Below are 15441 nucleotides of genomic sequence, written 5' to 3' on the forward strand. Positions count from 1 at the left end.
GAAACGGTTTTCGGCCAGCATCTTGCAAGACTGATCATTGCCTGAAAAAGCTCTTTTGAAACCTGATAAGCGCAATTGGGACATTCGAGGTGTTCTTTTTCCCTCAAATGATGTGCATCCATCCCGAATGACTGGTTGCAACAACTGCAAGTTAACGTGAATTCCACTATACATGCCTCCCTTTCATTTAAGTCGAGTTGGCACCTCAAATTGTTTTTCTTTCGATATTCGGCGGAATTGCAGCGAACCTTAAGGCAAAAAGCCTCCGGTGCACCAGCCGGGGGCTTTTTGTTCTGACGGCCGGGAGAGGTTAGGACAGGAACATAATGGCGAGTTAGAAAGCCTCTTCCGCCTATAGAGGCGGGAGTGCTCTGGGCGGGTTGGATAGATTCACTTCTACTTCGGTCTTGGTTTAACCGGGCTATCCGCCAGGTACGCGCATACCCCGTCGCCTTCAATCACCTGCCGTCCGCGTTGTTGCCTGACTCAACACACCCCTATCCTTATCCCTGTTTTCACCACCCCGTCTTTTCAATTTTAAAGTGCAAAATATTTTTCCAGGAAAGTATTGCAAAAAAAGCCAATATAGGATAAAATATCAGCAAAACGAAAAAGGCAAACCTGCTGAAAAGCAGGGACGCAAAGCTACGGGTCTAAAGCGACATACTCGCCAGGACAGCCGGGTTGCCGTTAATAAAAGGCAGAGAGAGCCAGTCTTACTCTGCAAACACAGGCGAAAAAACGGGCCTGCTGACGGTTCAACCGGCGGCAGGCTTTGTTGTTTGCAAGAAGAAAAGAGGGATCGTCAGCGGTGCGTAAAATAAGCCTGTTAATCCTGGTAACTACTATTATGGCTCTGTTTATAGCAGCTTCACCAGCGGGAGCGGATGACGTACCACTATTCAAGGGAATCATTGTTCAGGATCGGGTACTCGCTCCCCTTCGCGCCGTGGCGAAATCTCTCGGAGCAGAAGTAGTTTGGAGCGGCTCTGAGCAGGATATGGCGATTCAGAAAAACGGCGTTGTGATCACGCTTGCCCTTAACAGCAGGAAGGCTGCCGCAGCGGGGAAAGAAATCAAGCTGGACGTGCCTCCCACGCTTGTTGGAGACTTGACCTATGTCCCACTGCGCTTCGTGGCTGAAGCGTTGGGGGCAGAGGTATCCTGGAGCAGCGCGGACAGAACTGCCACCATTGTTGCGGACGGTAAAAAGGTTCGCATATGCGTACCTGGAGAAGCCAGTATTAAACAGTATTCCCACGGAAGAGCCAGGGTTGTGGAAATACCCTGGGGCGCTTCGGTAAAAGCGATGGCGGCGTTTGGTCAGGATCAAATGGGTAAAACGGAAGAACTGGCGTCGCTGGCGAAGCGTTACGGTGCTGTGGCGGCTATAAACGGCGCTTATTTTAACGCTTACGCCGACAGACCAGGCGAGCCGCACGGCGCGCCCTATGGGACTATAATCAAAGACGGAAAGATGCTTCAGAGGGGTTATTACAGGGCCGTTGCGGGCGTTACTGCGGACGGGAGGCTGAAAATAACAGTTTTGTACGACGTGAAAACGAAAAAGGATGGTTCTATCGAGTATATCGTAGATGAAAACGGTAAAAAGGTTGACTGGTCTGACGTAATATCGGGCGTAGAAGCTGGACCGCGTCTTGTCAAAGATGGCAGGGTGGCCGTAGAATTTTCAATTGAAAGTTTCGGTGAGGACAAGATATTGACGCAGGGCGCTCAGCGAAGCGCCATAGGGGTTAAGCCGGATAATACCATTTTGCTGGTGACGGTATCCGGGGTAACAATCCACCAACTTGCCGAGATTATGAAAGAGTTGGGAGCGCAGGATGCCATGAACCTCGACGGCGGGGCCTCTTCGGGGTTGTACTATAGCGGACGGTATGTAACCAGATCGGGGAGGCCGATCAGCAACGCGCTTTTGTTTGTGCCGGCAAAGGAAATCTTGTCATCAGTTAATTAAGGAGAGGGGTGTATTGACATGTTAGCGATAAGATATATATTTGCAATCATGTTACTTTTTATGATATTTTTCCCGCCCGCTTCGTTTGGCGTTGCAACCGCTGCGGACTACAGCGCGCCTTCTATCTTCCTTAATAATCAACCGTTATCCTTTGACGCGCCTCCTGTGGTTGAAAACGGTCGCACCCTGGTGCCGTTGCGGGTTGTTTCTGAATCTCTTGGCGCTACCGTTCTTTGGGATGAGTCTGTCGAGGCTGTAACCGTTGTCAAAGGCAGTACAGCAATCCAGTTAGTCATCGGCGGCCGGACGTATAAAAACGGTATTCTAGTTGAAATAGACGTGCCGGCAAAAATAATAAACGGCCGGACTATGGTTCCGTTACGTTTCGTAGGTGAATCGCTGGGCTGCAGCGTTATATGGCATGGCGAAACCAGAAAGGTTGAGATATTTTCCACAGACGTTGTTATAGAGCGCAACAATGACCGTATGGCCCAAGAAAAAAATCAAATAGATCAGGAAATAGTCACCTTGGCAAAAAGCATCGCGGAGGGCAAGAAAACAGATATGGAAAAAGTCCGCGCGGTGCATGACTGGGTGGCTGGCAACATCTCTTATGACGTGGAATTATATGGCAAGGGGGAGATCACAAGTGAAATGGTCGATCCAGTTCAAGTTTTGAGAAAAAGAAAAAGCGTTTGCTCCGGATACTCGGCCCTTACAGAAAAACTATTGGAGGCTCTGGGTATACCAGCCAGGACGGTAAACGGCTGGGGACGCTGGTATTATGAATCGTGGGAAGAAACGTTCAAGCGGTCTCCGGAAGGAAACCATGCCTGGAACGAAGCGTTTGTGGACGGCAGATGGATAGCGATGGACGTGACATGGGATGCAGGGTATGTGGATATGAAAGTAATGACTTTCACTCGGGAACTTGAGTACAAATATTTCGACCCGGACCCGAAGTTATTTGCTGATAATCATAGAAAAAGTGATGAAAAAACTCGGTGAACCGGGCGACTTGCCCGGTTTCGCTATTATTAGGGGGTGCAAAAGAAAGGAGTTGATGCTATGGAAGATGTCCCCATTGAACCTCCCCCCAATGAATTGGGAGGATTCCGCCGGTAATGACCGGCGGGCAGCCTTGTTCAACTAAGACTACTTGCAAAAAGCCTTCCGTGCGACGTAACGTTTGGAAGACATACTCGCCCCGCGCAGGGCGGGGATTTCAACCTTTCCAGCGCCTCCTTGAAAGGAGCGCCGCCTTTCAACTCTTTGCCCAACTGGTACAGAAGATGGACGCTTACGCCCTTCACCTGTTTTTGAAAGTAGCTCCAGTGCGCCCAGTGATGCCGACGCCTTATCTTCTCCGGTAAGGCCGCCGACAAAACCGGTGGAACCCTTTCTTTGAACCCCATGCCCCGCCGGGCGACGACCAGCGCCGCCGCAACGTGGATAGGGATGCCGCGCTGGACCATGTACTTCAATTTGCCCGCGACCGAGGTGTAGGCCGGATTCACCTTGAAGACGGCCGCGCCTTCCTTATTGGCCCGGGCAATGATGGCGTTTGTCAATATGCGGTAGGCGAACAGGGTAATTTTCCGGTTCCTGCGCTTGTTGCCGTATTTCAACCGGAACTTCGAATCGGTGGTATCCAGATCTTCGATGACGACGGGTTTTCTCTTGATTCTGGCGATTTCCATGATATCCACGGCAACCTGCTCCAGAACCTTGACCGCTTGGCCTTTCGTTAAGCCGTCCAGGTTGTAGGGGATGATTGTCCAGTTAATTAAATTCCCGAACCGGTCGATTTCCACCAGGGCAATGTGGTCGTAGTTCATGTCCAGGCCGATTACGCCGTCGCCCTTAAAGTAGTTGACGTAGGGGTTTTCCGGCGCTTGCACGGTGACTTTGAAGAGGTAGTATTCTCCGCGGTCTTCAATAGCCCAGGCGATTGGCTTTTTCCTTTCGCTCTGGAAGATGAGGGCGGCGTCTACCTCCTTCTGGCCGTATTTGAACACCACCGGTACGGCTACATGGGTTCCGTCCGGCGCGTCGAAGGTCAGCATCTTTGCGGCAAAGTTATATTTAAATACGAAATTGCCATACTTCGCGTCCAGCCTGCCGGAGACCCGCAGGGAGGAGTACCGGGCTTTCCACCATTCTTCCAGCCATGCTTCGTGGTCGTTCCTGGTTTTTTCCACAGTGAACTGCTTTTTAAAAAGGGCTTTCGCGCCGAAGACGCAGCCTTTTAAGAAGCCTTTTTGGAGTTTTTCCAGCTCCTTTTCTGAGCGGATTACTGAATACTCGATGAGTTTTACCCGGTTTTTCAGTCTCTTTATCTCTGGGCGCAAATACCGGTGTTCAAAATCGTAGGTGTTGTAAAACACCAGGGACTTCTTCTTGAAGTCCACGCTGACGACGCCGGACTCGCGTTTGGCGATGTCGGAGCCGCGCCAGGTCTTAAACTTGTTTTTAGTTATGGAGGCAAGCAGTTCCTCGAACCGCTTGATTTTTTTGCTCAACTCTTTGGTTTTGTCTTTTTTAACGCCAACCTGCTCTTTCTTGCCGGCGATGTGTATTTTTTGCAACTCCTTTTGAGAGGAAACCTGAGCTTTTGCCTCCCGGACGGCGGAGTTGGCCCAGTAGTCGTCGAAAGAGAACCGCTCCTTGATCTGGAGGTGTACAGAGGGGCTGTGCTCTACACCGTAGTTGTGAGAGGTCAACAATAGCCTGTACGCCCTATGCTTAGCCCGGTTGAAGTTAATCAAGGCGCTGGCAATAGAATACACCTGTTTTGTCGTCAGGGTGTTTTTGTAGATCCGGTTGGAGAAGTACGTTTTTTCCATGGAATGTGCACCTCAAGAATATTTTATCAGAAAAGCGGGTTGAGAACAAGTGTTTGGAAAACAAAACTAACTATACCGTCTTTCATCCTTCCATTGAAATGGAGGTTATTCCCGGCGGGGTTGATAAGGTTGTAGAAAAATTGGTTGATGTTTTTGAGTTATCTGTGGAAAACATTAAACGTAAAATGAACAACCTACCGGAATACGACGCGGCTGATGAACTAAATGCAGTTTGCGACATCGCAGTGGTTATTTTGTCGGCTTATCGTGCGCTTGACTGATTGTTTTGTGTCACTTTTTAAGATTAGAAAGCCTCGCGTCGATGTTGTAGAGGAGTATGGCAATTGCAGTAAAAGCACAAATATCTCCTCTGCCAGGGTAAGGGAAACTCACTGGGCATTCTTTGGAACAGTCACCCTTTTTAAAAGGGCAGCAGGAACTGTTAGAGTCAGTGTTTTGAGCAGACAGTTTCAGCACATCCTTTCCATATGTAATATGTGGGAATTCTACAAAATTCACAAAAATCCTTTAAGGAGGTACCTATTATGCAAATTGAGTCTATAGAAAGATCTGTCCTTGAACAATGCTGCCATATTGCTCCAGGTCGCGACCCATTTTGGGACATGGCTGAAGAAAACCTGATGAAATCCGTTTCGCACTATATTAATCGTCAAATGCCCGAGGAACAACGGAACATAACTGGCGTTCACAGTTTGTTAAGCGAAAAATCATGGGAAACGAAACTGGACGCTTTTTTCACATCTGTAGATGGTTCTTGTGAGGCAAAATTAGCCTATGAAAGCTACAAGAATACTAACCAATCGATCAAAAACGGTATAATTGCCGGCGTCATACGATGGATTCAAAAAAATCTTCCGAATACCGAATAGTATGATTCTATCCCAACGGTATGCGCATACCTCAGTATCGCCCACCCTCAAGGTATGCGCATACCCTTCCTGCCAATCCCCCAACACACCCCTGTCCTTATCCCTATTTTCACCACCCCGTCTTTTCAACTCAAGATTTCCGTTGTCCTTTTCAAAAACAGCCGATATTTCAAGAAAAAACCAGCTTCACTTAGCAATTTGTCCATATCATACCAAAAAAGCCATATTTGATCGTAGTCGCCTTCATGTGATCCAAACTGCAGTTTGCAATAGTAGATATTATAATATACACTATACTTAAGAACATAAACGGAGGTGATTGCAGATGAATATGATAAACGTAACAGATATACGGATCAGAATACACAACGTATTATCCGATCTGGCAAAGAACGGGGAGCCGATCATAATTGTGCAGAGATCGAAACCTGTAGCCTACATAGTTAGCCCGGAATATTTCATGAAGATGCAGAAACCGGAAGAAGACACGTTAAGTAAAAGCAGGGCGCGGAGCATGGAGAAAATCAGGCAGTTGAGAGAAAAGATAGCCAGGAGAACCGGAGTACAGGAAGATTCCACTCAATTAATACGTGAACTTCGGGAAGGGGTGGGCCGCTATGAATAGTTACGTTTGTCTGGACACGTCGGTTCTTGTGAAAATCCTAGCGCCCGAAGAAGACAGCGACAAGGCCCTGGCCCTTCTGGATAAAGTGACAGAGAACCATCAGATCATTGCGCTCCCGGCCTTCGCCTGGGTTGAGGTAGGGACGGTTTTGCGGAAGAAACGCAGGCGGGACATCCTGGCTGTGCAGGAAACGGATAACCTGTGGCAGGAGTACCAGAAGTTCCCCGGTATAGAGTACCACGACAGCGGGGCGATAATGGAGCGGGCGTGGAAGATCAGCCGCTATTTCGACTTGCCGACGCTATACGACGCGGCTTTCATGGCGGTGGCGGAGGTAACAACCGAAAGGACAGGCGATGTGTGTGAGTTCTGGACAGCGGATGAAAAGCTGGTGAACCTTTTAGGCGGCAGGCGGGAGTATGTGAAACTGTTACGCGAATTTAAATAACATAAAGGAGGTTGATAACCGATGCGTAAATTGAGGAACCTGTTGATCCTGTTAACCCTTATAATGGCCTTATTCGTTATAACCGCTCCGGCGATAGCAGGGAGTTGCTATGCCGGCAATCAGTATGCCCGCTCGAAGGCTCCTTACACCGTGCCTTCGGTGGACGCAAAGTTCATCGTCGGAGAAGCGAGCTACACGGCCAATGGCAAAACAAATGAGATGGACGCCAAAACTTTTATCGAGAATGGCCGGACATACGTCCCCATCCGCTACATCGCCTACGCCCTGGGCGTGCCGGAGAGCGGCGTGGTGTGGGACGAGCCGACCAAAACCGTGCAGTTGATAAGAGGCTACAACGTGCTGAAGTTCCGGGTCGGCAGCAAGGAGAGCAACTTCTACCAGGCTTACTGGGGGTACTGCCCGAACGACAACCCGTGGTACCTTACTTACCAAACCGAGTTCGGCGGCGACGAAACCTACATAAAGAAATGCTATAAAATAATGGACGTAGCCCCCGTAAACCGCGGCGGCAGGGTGTACCTCCCGGCCAGGTACGTGGCCGAAGGCTTCGGGGTGGACGTAGGCTGGGACAACGCCACAAGGACCGTCACTCTCTGGCAGCCTCTGCGGAAGAGCTCGCCTTTCCCGCCCCCGGCGGGGCTGAAAACGCTGGGTTTTCGGATGGGCGACGGGAACGCTTACGTGAACTGCACGGTTAAGACTCATGTAGCCCCGTCGGGCTTCACAAAGATAGACGCCATAGAAGGCGGCACTCCGCTGGCACTGTCCGCCGCGCCGTTTATGACCGATGAAATTTACCTACCTGCTGTAGATACTCTCAAAACCTTGGGCGTGCCGGATGAGAACTTGAGTTGGGACGGCAGAACGCTAAAAATGTTCATGTATCCTGACTATTGGTTTGAGATTGACGCCGGCGGCAACCTGCTGAAGCTGAACGGCTACACGATGGAGTATTGCGATCAGATAAAAGACGAGCTTACCGGCGACCTGGTGAAGGCTAGCGATCTGTACATGATTAACGGAGCGGTTATGCTGGATAGCTATGACCTGGATGATTTCAGAGCGATACTGGACGGTGGGCGTACGGTACATGATGGTGGAATGGAATATCTCCGAGATAAAAAAAGCGGTATAGTATTTTTTAAAAAAGTGGAAGCATAGTTTTGGTCTTTGGAGAGCAGGGCGAACCCCCCTGCTCTTTTTGTTTTTAGTTGAAGGGCTCTATAGGTTTTTTACAAAAAAAAGAACCGACCAGCGCTTCTTAAATAGCTCAAGATTAAGAAGGACTGTTCCGATTTAGTAAGTATAATTAAATTAATAAGGAGGGTTTCTTGATGCTATCATTTGAGACATTGTCAGGTAGTAGATTTAAGGAATGGAGGCGTTTTTTTATGTAAGTTGTTTGTGTGATTGAGAAAACTGAATTTATGGAAGGAGATTATTATCGTGGAAAAACCTAGTCATATTGGGCGTTTTTTTGCTTATTTTGTGGATGCAGTTATTGTTAGTTTAATTGGCCTGATTCCAATTTTAGGTGGTATAGCGGGTTTTCTATATTTTCTTCTACGGGATGGTTTAGCCGGGGGAAGCAGTCTCGGAAAGAAACTTTTAAGCTTGAGGGTAATTAGTTGTAAAAGCGGTCAATCGTCTACATATATTGATTCCATTAAACGTAATTTAGTATTTGCTCTGCCGTCGCTTTTGCTTGTAGTGCCTTTTTTGGGCCATATGGCTTATCTGTTAGTGGCGTCCGTTGTAGGTATAATTGAAGTTGTTGCTGTATTGATCAATTCTGACGGAAGAAGGGTCGGGGATAAATTAGCAAACACGAGGGTTGTTAATATGACCAATATAGCTAATTCAGTTTAGTTGATCAGGTTTGGCTTAAGAACCATATTCAAGAAAAGGGGAGATGTTTTAGTGGAGTTAAGACGTATAGTGAGTATATTAATAATATTTGCGCTTTGTTTTATTAATATCTCCTGTGGTAAAAAAGTGAATAACAAGACACCTGAAGATGCTGCAAGAACATTTATGCAAGCGATGACAAGAGGAGATTCCAAGTTAATGGAACTGATTAACAAGTCCCCCTTTTTTGCTTATCCACCCAGCCATGCCCTGGCTACAGCAAGTGAACGTGAGTTGTCGAAGTATAAACTGGAAGACTTTCAATTTAAAAAAATAAACGAGGATACAGTACAAGTGACAAGTGGAAAAGCCGGTATAGACTGGGAATTAAAAATGACAATGGTAGACGGAAAGTGGTTTTTTTATAATATAGAGTAAGGAGAAAAATATTTAGCAATTAAATAGCGCGAGGTGTATATTATTCCTTGTGATTTTTAAAAAATAGTTTTTAAGTGGGACGAAAGTCCTGCTTTTGTTTTTCAGGAGGTGGTTCAGATATCGGGTAGACAAGTGAATATTTACATCTTTAAAAAAAATTCACGAAAGGAGTTGACCAGTAAATTATGTTTACAAGACTTAAAAACAGAATAAGGAACTTCCCCAGGCCGTTGCTGATTGTAATAGGTGTATTCCTGGTCATGGGGGCGGTCGCGGCGTTTGCAGAGAAGAAATTGACAGAAAACCAAAAAACATGGTCGAAGAGTACATATAACACCCCCGCCGAATACGACTACGACGGCCTCCCCCGTAAATACGCCTACATGACCTGGGCCAAATTCGGCTACAAGATCAAGCTCGGCGGCGGAGCCGAAGCGGTGCGCACCATCGACACCATGTACGTGCCGTCATTCGACCACAAGTTCGACAACCCCGCGGACTACTACGACACCGGCCAAGCCGCCGTACCTGCGGACGAAGTTTCCAAAACGCTCAAGGATTCCTACTTCGACCCGTTGAACTGGCCGTTCGTCGGCGGCGGCAGGTACTACGACTTAAGCGACCGGCCCGGCGGCTGGAAGGACGAGGTGGGCAGCAAAGCGTGGAACCGGGCCGCGGACATGTACAAGCTGGAGGTAAACGTCACCAGGACGAAGGGGGACGGGTATACTGCTGATCATGAGCCTCTGAGCGATAAAGCCACCCCCGCCGACCCGCAGCGCGTTAAAGCTGGCGACGGTTCGTCATCCAGACCCGCCGACGTGGGCTGGCGCGACCGCGACAACAAGTTCGTCTATAAGAAATCCGCCGGCCCCATAACCTACACCGACATGGACGGCAACACGACCTCCACCCCCGGCGAAGTCGGCTGGTGGGGCTTAACCGACTGGGCCGGCGTGATGCTCGTCTCCCCGCTGAACAAAACCGGCGGCTACGGAGACGTGGTCGTGGCCCAGAATTACAACGTCATGCTGGCGGACTTGAAGCGCACTTACATGGCCAAAACGCCCGGCGAGAAAGACCGCTTCACGGTGAGCCTGTGGAATGAGATGCCCTTCGACGCGCGGGACGTCCACCTGCGCGCTTACATCCAGGAGAAAGGCAAAGAGCCGATGCTGCTGGACTTTTACCCAACCCTGTCTAAGCTGCGCGGCTACGGCAGGGGCTGGGACACGGAAGGCCCGCAGGCGATCTATGTGACCAATGAGTTCGAAGTACCCGTGCCGGTAGGGCCGCCGGGAGGCGAGGCGCCCGAGTACGAGGTCATCGCCACCGCCAACATATACCACCAGGGCGGTTGGGTCAACCAGAACCTGGTCTCCGACTGGCGGAACAGCGGAGGCAAGAAAATCTTCGGCGGCAATGGAGCGCCGGAGACCAACTATGCGGACAACGTCCAGAAGATGGCCCTGATGGGATTCAGCAAGGACAAAGAACGGGAGGATAATCCCGATCCGCCCTCGCCGCCCGAACCGCCCAAAACCGACAACCTGGCCTGCACCGACCTGCAGGTGTTCGATGAAAACGGTAATTCGGTGACGCAAGTTGTCCAGGGCAAAAACTATACCGCAAAAGCGGTTTTCACGTCCACTTTCGACTTCGAGGGCGACGTTAAAATGCGTTTATACGAGAAAAACGATTACGGCTGGCACGTCAAGGCCGGCGACGACGTGTGGTACGTCATGCCCGCCAAGGGGACGAAGACCATGGAGTGGGGCTGGAGCCCCGGCTCGTCGGACCAGGTCACTCTGACTGCCTCGATAGCCTATAAGAGCGGCGACGGTGCCTCCTGGGATAGGGAGCTCTTTGAGGACGAAGAGGAATCCACCTACGACGACAATAAGAGGTACATGGCTGTTGGCGTAGATGACATGCCGCCGTACCAGCCGCTGAATTTGGATATAAGCTGGCCGCTGTATTACTGGCCGGTGAAGACGGTGCGCACGCCGGTGTACGAGGAAAGAGAGATTGAAGAAAAGGTGGAATATTATATCCCGGTGCCGATTGAGAAGGCGCCGCCGGTTAAGAAGAGGCTGCGGCTGGTTCCGAATCAGAATTAGGTAGAGTATAGTCAACCATCCCCACGCCTGAAGGCAAGGGATCCCGCGCCGGAGTTTTTTGGCGGAGAAAACAACGCCCGCTGGGGAAAAAGCGGCGGGCGTTTTTATGACGAAAGGAGGGAGAAAATGATCATTACACTTGCGTCTGTAGTGCTGCTGGTTTTTTTTGTCTCCTTCCCCATCTTGTTATTTTTGTGCGATTACCCTGTTTTGAGCGACCCACGTCAGTTCATACCAGGGGGAACGGAGAGGCTTTATATTAGGCCTCTTCAAAAAAACAAGACTTGCGATTATCCCGCAAGCAGCGGCGGAAATCGCGGAAAAGGCGGCGCTTCGGCGCGAGAGAAGTTTCTTTTCTTTGGGTTTTGGCTCAAAATTGTCAGGGTTTTCGAGCAGCCAAGTTTTAACAACAATCTTTTTTACAGATGGAAAGCTCAGGAGAGTTTCTATGATAGAGGCAAATTCTTCATTCAAATACTTGCGTCTGTAATCGAGTTTATCGTATATAAGACAGGAAAGAAATCCGAGATGAACGCTCCACCTGCCTTTCCCGTGGTTGAAGGCGAAACTGGCAGCGCCAATTCTTATAGAGTTCCAAATGTAAACAGTGCTGATGAAACCAACCACTGCGGCAGAGATGGTCAGGCACTCCAGAAAGGGGAGGTTCTCCAGGAAAAAGACCAGGGTAAGCAGTCTGCAGACTCCGTAAATAAGGATACCGATGAAAAAAGCGCCGGTTCCATATACCAGACCTGCGAACAAAAAACTTCTAACAAGAGGGATTGTGTTATTCAAGGGGGTAGCGATCACACAGTTCCAGCGGTTCTTTGGGTGTGGAGCAGAAACGCGCCGGCTGTCAAACCCAGAGTTGTCTTCCAAGAATCCTGCGCCGTTATCTTTGTTTGTGCCGCATGGCTTTTCCTTCTCTGTTATGGCCTTCCCCTTCTTTTTAAAAGACCTGAGAATATTTATGTCGCTTACTATACCTTTTTATTGTTTGTACGCTCATTATCAATGATAGTCGTTATACAAATGTTCAGCATCATCTTTGGTTTTTCATGGCAAAAAGCAGTTGCCAAGATTTCGCGACGGTGGCCGGCCTGGTACGCCAGCCAATTAAAAAAATCTGAAGGGGGTTGTTTCTGTAATAAGGATAAAACTTTCGGCTCCAGTCTCAGCGGATATCTTATAATACCAAACCGTTTTTTATATTTTTCCGGACGCCTTTTCACCCTAATCTTGCCTGTGTTGGGAGTAACGCTTGTCTATGCTTGGGTTCTATTACACTATTCCATTCTGGAGAAGGTCCTGATTTTCCTGCTAATCCTTGGACTGCTTCCGCTTTTGCCGCTATGGGTCGCAAAAGAACAGATGTGGAACGAAGAGCAAAATGCTGGAGAAGCGTATTGGCTACATCAATTGATACCGCGGTGGAGCTTTAGTTGGAAAGACGAAATTGGAGAAGGCTCCTTGATGTATTTGCAAAACAAAGAAAAAAAATGAAAGGAGAATGAAAAATGCGCAAAGTAGTATTGCTGTTGTTACTATTAACCGTCGCTATTTTATTGACCCACTCGGCAGCAGTTGCCGATTCTAACGATTTACACTGGGAAACGATAAAAGTGTACGACGAAAAAGGCGACATGGTGGAGATACAGGTTTACGGCTACTGGGAGGACGCCGGCCAGGCGGGGGTTATGTTCATCGTCTGCGACCCCGATACCGGAGAACCGCTGAAAGCCTACATACCGCAGGGTAAGACGGAAAAAAAGAAGGTTAAGATACTCAAGGGCTATGAGGAAAAGGAAGAGATTGATTACGACACGGTGAAAAAGATAGAACCGGTAAAGGTTGAATCGCTGTTTGCCCCCAACGTTTGCGTGACCACAAAGCCATACTTCGACGAAGACGGCGAGTACTTCAGGATCGGCAGGGGCAGCGCGCAGTGGCCGGGGGACTACTCATTCGCACGCCTGCTTCCGGGCAGCGACCCCGACTACTGGCTGATAGCGGCGGCCATGACTAACCCGAACGGCTTTCCGGTTAAGGCGAAGGCGTGGGCAAATCTCTATAAGTTCATAGACGGCGGCAGTTATCATTACCAAACAAGGAAATACAAAGAAAAGGAAATACTTTTAAAGGGATACGAAACCAAGATCCTTCTGGTTAGCAGAGGTTTTCCGTATGATGAAGCAGAAGATGTGGACGAACCGGGCTCTTTATCCTATGACCAGATCTGGAACGGCGACTCCTGCACGTCTTACTCTTTGGCTGACTTCGGGGCGCAGACAAAGGAAAACCAGGACCCGGAGCTGCCGGATAACCTAAAGCCGAGCTGGGGGTTTATAGAATTTAGCGACGATGGAGGATGGGTTCCCGAACCGGTTGATTTGAGCGGAGGCATCCCATTCGAGTACCGTGTGCGGGCCAACGGAAGATATTACGCTGATTGGAAATATCACGACTGGAGGTTTAACGGAGCAATACGTTTCAATAAAGGTATTTGGGAGGTCTCCTGGTTGTCACCCGATGGTAACGAAGCCACGGACGTGGCCAAACAGAAGCTCGCAGACTTTTTCACCGCCAGAACGTTTACGGGTTTAAGCGCGCTTCCCCGGTTAACGGGTGACCATTCAGAAACAATTGACGGTATAAACTATTGGAAGCTCTACCCGATGTACGCTTATCTTGAAGACTATGCCGACGCTCACTCGTTCGAGAAGCAGGGGCCGTCGCTGCTGGACTATAGAGAGAAGGTATTTGGAGACTTAAACCCGCAGAAGGTTAAAACGTGGGACGAGGGCGGCATTGAGCGCACAAGTGAACTCTATCCCCCCAAGTGGAAGCCTGCGAATGTACCGGTGGTCAAAGCGAAACCGGCCTTCGTTGAATGGTGGACGTTTGAGGGAGAAACTGAGGGAGAAGATGTAGGCGAGTTGGAGAAAGAGGTCAAGCCGGGGTTTATAGTCTGGCACTCACAGATGAAAAGGCCGTATTTTGAGGCTGGGGTAGATGTTATCTCGGGGACAGCGACAAATGTCGAAGAAACACGACGAGATCGTTATCACGTGTATTATAGGGTCACAAACTATAAGTACGACAATACGGAAAACAAGTGGAACGTAACGTCTACTGATCAAGACACAACCAATCCTCCTTTTGAGCCGCCGTATGGAGAGAGTACAGCCTGGAAAACGGACATAACCTTCAGCGCAGTAATAAAAGCGGTTAATCCTGACTCGGATTACCCGGTTAAATGGAAAAAATACGGATGGAGCGGCGACTACGTTGACATGTATCTGCCGCCCACGGGCTATAAGGTAAGCGTTTCGCTGCCGATTGAGCTGGCGCCGCAGGAAACGAAAGTCGTGTACAACGCCGGAGAGACGGCCTCATCGCCTAACTGCGCGGTTGACAACCTTGTCGATACTTTTGAAGAGCCTCAAATCGGCTGGGCGAGGCTGGAAGTAATAAAGCCTGGCGATATTGACGATGCGTTCAAATACCCAGTAATAGCGAAAACAGGGGTGCGCGTAAAATATAGAATAGATGGAGATTGGAACTATGTGGACAAATACCTCGGCTACGACTATAAAAGCGTAGAAGTTCACAACCTGTCATATCTGAACCCCTGGTACTCGGGAACTGACGGCTTAATCGAAAAAGCGGACGACGAGTATCTGGCGGACTATCGGCAAAGGATAGACACTGCGGAGGGCGAGCCTATGATTACTATAAACTTCCCGGGCGAAGCGAGGGATTTCTGGTGGTGCAGGTAGAGGGCAGAGTGAGAATTTCACCCTACGGAGGTAGACCGGCTAAGGCCGGGGCGGGAGGGGCCGGATGCAAAGGGGGATTATCCGGCGCCGCAAGGGTGAAGTTTTTAGGAGAAGGAGCCGGTTTCGGCTCTTTTTTATCCAGGATAAAAAAGAGGAGGTGGTATTGTTGCAAAAAGACGAGTTGGACTTCTATATTCGCCACGGTGTTGTTAACGAGGTGGCTGGAGAAATTATCGACATGATGGCGCGAAAAAATATGATTCTCCAAGAAGCCTTAGAGGTCATCAAAAGGATTGAGTATCAACTTAAGTTCATCAAGGTATCTATGCCCGAAGATTAAATTGCTTAAAGAGCAGTGCCTTTAATTTGGATGTGCCATATTTCTCTTGAAACGGTTTTCGGCCAGCATCTTGCAAGACTGATCATTGCCTGAAAAAGCTCTTTTGAA

The 15441-nt window shown here is 49.1% G+C and carries 14 protein-coding genes and 1 riboswitch; of the genes, 13 read left to right on the top strand and 1 reads right to left on the bottom strand.

The window, feature by feature from the left end; all coding sequences use genetic code 11:
- The first annotated feature begins 604 nt into the window (after window positions 1-604).
- A riboswitch (cyclic di-GMP riboswitch) is annotated at window positions 605-692 on the top strand.
- Between the two features lie 83 nt (window positions 693-775).
- The gene (locus tag C4542_05450; GenBank protein RJO61804.1) at window positions 776-1978 is read left to right on the top strand and encodes a hypothetical protein; all 1203 of its coding nucleotides are present in this window, start codon (window positions 776-778) and stop codon (window positions 1976-1978) included.
- An 18-nt stretch (window positions 1979-1996) separates the two neighbouring features.
- Window positions 1997-2986 carry a hypothetical protein gene (locus tag C4542_05455; protein ID RJO61805.1) on the top strand — a complete coding sequence of 330 codons (990 nt, stop codon included), beginning with the start codon at window positions 1997-1999 and terminating at the stop codon, window positions 2984-2986.
- 137 nt (window positions 2987-3123) lie between these two features.
- On the opposite strand, the gene C4542_05460 is transcribed toward C4542_05455, so the two are convergent.
- Window positions 3124-4824: a transposase gene (locus C4542_05460; GenBank protein RJO61806.1), complete on the bottom strand. Its 1701-nt coding sequence runs from the start codon at window positions 4822-4824 to the stop codon at window positions 3124-3126.
- Window positions 4825-4829: 5 nt separating this feature from the next.
- On the opposite strand from C4542_05460, the gene C4542_05465 reads away from it, so the two are divergent.
- From C4542_05465 to C4542_05515, 11 genes are all read left to right on the top strand, one after another.
- A complete protein-coding gene (locus tag C4542_05465) occupies window positions 4830-5105 on the top strand; it encodes a hypothetical protein (GenBank protein RJO61807.1) in 276 nt (91 codons plus the stop codon).
- 264 nt (window positions 5106-5369) lie between these two features.
- Window positions 5370-5714 (top strand): hypothetical protein, encoded by a 345-nt coding sequence (locus C4542_05470; protein RJO61808.1) that lies wholly within the window; start codon window positions 5370-5372, stop codon window positions 5712-5714.
- A 325-nt stretch (window positions 5715-6039) separates the two neighbouring features.
- Entirely contained in the window at window positions 6040-6339 is a 300-nt protein-coding gene (locus C4542_05475; GenBank protein RJO61809.1) for a type II toxin-antitoxin system Phd/YefM family antitoxin, read from the top strand.
- Window positions 6332-6787 carry a PIN domain-containing protein gene (locus tag C4542_05480; GenBank protein ID RJO61810.1) on the top strand — a complete coding sequence of 152 codons (456 nt, stop codon included), beginning with the start codon at window positions 6332-6334 and terminating at the stop codon, window positions 6785-6787. The genes C4542_05475 and C4542_05480 overlap by 8 nt, the downstream gene beginning before the upstream one ends.
- 21 nt (window positions 6788-6808) lie before the next feature.
- Window positions 6809-7969, top strand: coding sequence for a copper amine oxidase N-terminal domain-containing protein (locus C4542_05485; protein RJO61811.1), 1161 nt, complete (start codon window positions 6809-6811; stop codon window positions 7967-7969).
- 249 nt (window positions 7970-8218) lie between these two features.
- Entirely contained in the window at window positions 8219-8677 is a 459-nt protein-coding gene (locus C4542_05490) for a hypothetical protein (protein RJO61812.1), read from the top strand.
- Window positions 8678-9094, top strand: a complete 417-nt coding sequence (locus C4542_05495) for a hypothetical protein (GenBank protein RJO61813.1) — start codon at window positions 8678-8680, stop codon at window positions 9092-9094. It begins immediately after the preceding gene.
- Window positions 9095-9279: 185 nt separating this feature from the next.
- The gene (locus C4542_05500; protein RJO61814.1) at window positions 9280-11214 is read left to right on the top strand and encodes a hypothetical protein; all 1935 of its coding nucleotides are present in this window, start codon (window positions 9280-9282) and stop codon (window positions 11212-11214) included.
- A 126-nt stretch (window positions 11215-11340) separates the two neighbouring features.
- Window positions 11341-12717 (top strand): hypothetical protein, encoded by a 1377-nt coding sequence (locus C4542_05505; GenBank protein ID RJO61815.1) that lies wholly within the window; start codon window positions 11341-11343, stop codon window positions 12715-12717.
- A 14-nt stretch (window positions 12718-12731) separates the two neighbouring features.
- Entirely contained in the window at window positions 12732-14993 is a 2262-nt protein-coding gene (locus C4542_05510) for a hypothetical protein (protein RJO61816.1), read from the top strand.
- 64 nt (window positions 14994-15057) lie between these two features.
- The gene (locus C4542_05515; GenBank protein ID RJO61817.1) at window positions 15058-15333 is read left to right on the top strand and encodes a hypothetical protein; all 276 of its coding nucleotides are present in this window, start codon (window positions 15058-15060) and stop codon (window positions 15331-15333) included.
- Window positions 15334-15441 lie beyond the last annotated feature (108 nt).

Source organism: Dehalococcoidia bacterium, assembly GCA_003597995.1.
In the GTDB taxonomy this organism is placed as follows: domain Bacteria; phylum Chloroflexota; class Dehalococcoidia; order Dehalococcoidales; family UBA1222; genus SURF-27.

Coding starts and splice junctions, on each gene's coding strand:
- C4542_05475 (RJO61809.1), top strand. CDS start 6,040: ATGAATATGATAAACGTAACAGATATACGGATCAGAATACACAACGTA.
- C4542_05470 (RJO61808.1), top strand. CDS start 5,370: ATGCAAATTGAGTCTATAGAAAGATCTGTCCTTGAACAATGCTGCCAT.
- C4542_05460 (RJO61806.1), bottom strand. CDS start 4,824: ATGGAAAAAACGTACTTCTCCAACCGGATCTACAAAAACACCCTGACG.
- C4542_05500 (RJO61814.1), top strand. CDS start 9,280: ATGTTTACAAGACTTAAAAACAGAATAAGGAACTTCCCCAGGCCGTTG.
- C4542_05515 (RJO61817.1), top strand. CDS start 15,058: ATGCAAAGGGGGATTATCCGGCGCCGCAAGGGTGAAGTTTTTAGGAGA.
- C4542_05505 (RJO61815.1), top strand. CDS start 11,341: ATGATCATTACACTTGCGTCTGTAGTGCTGCTGGTTTTTTTTGTCTCC.
- C4542_05480 (RJO61810.1), top strand. CDS start 6,332: ATGAATAGTTACGTTTGTCTGGACACGTCGGTTCTTGTGAAAATCCTA.
- C4542_05455 (RJO61805.1), top strand. CDS start 1,997: ATGTTAGCGATAAGATATATATTTGCAATCATGTTACTTTTTATGATA.
- C4542_05485 (RJO61811.1), top strand. CDS start 6,809: ATGCGTAAATTGAGGAACCTGTTGATCCTGTTAACCCTTATAATGGCC.
- C4542_05510 (RJO61816.1), top strand. CDS start 12,732: ATGCGCAAAGTAGTATTGCTGTTGTTACTATTAACCGTCGCTATTTTA.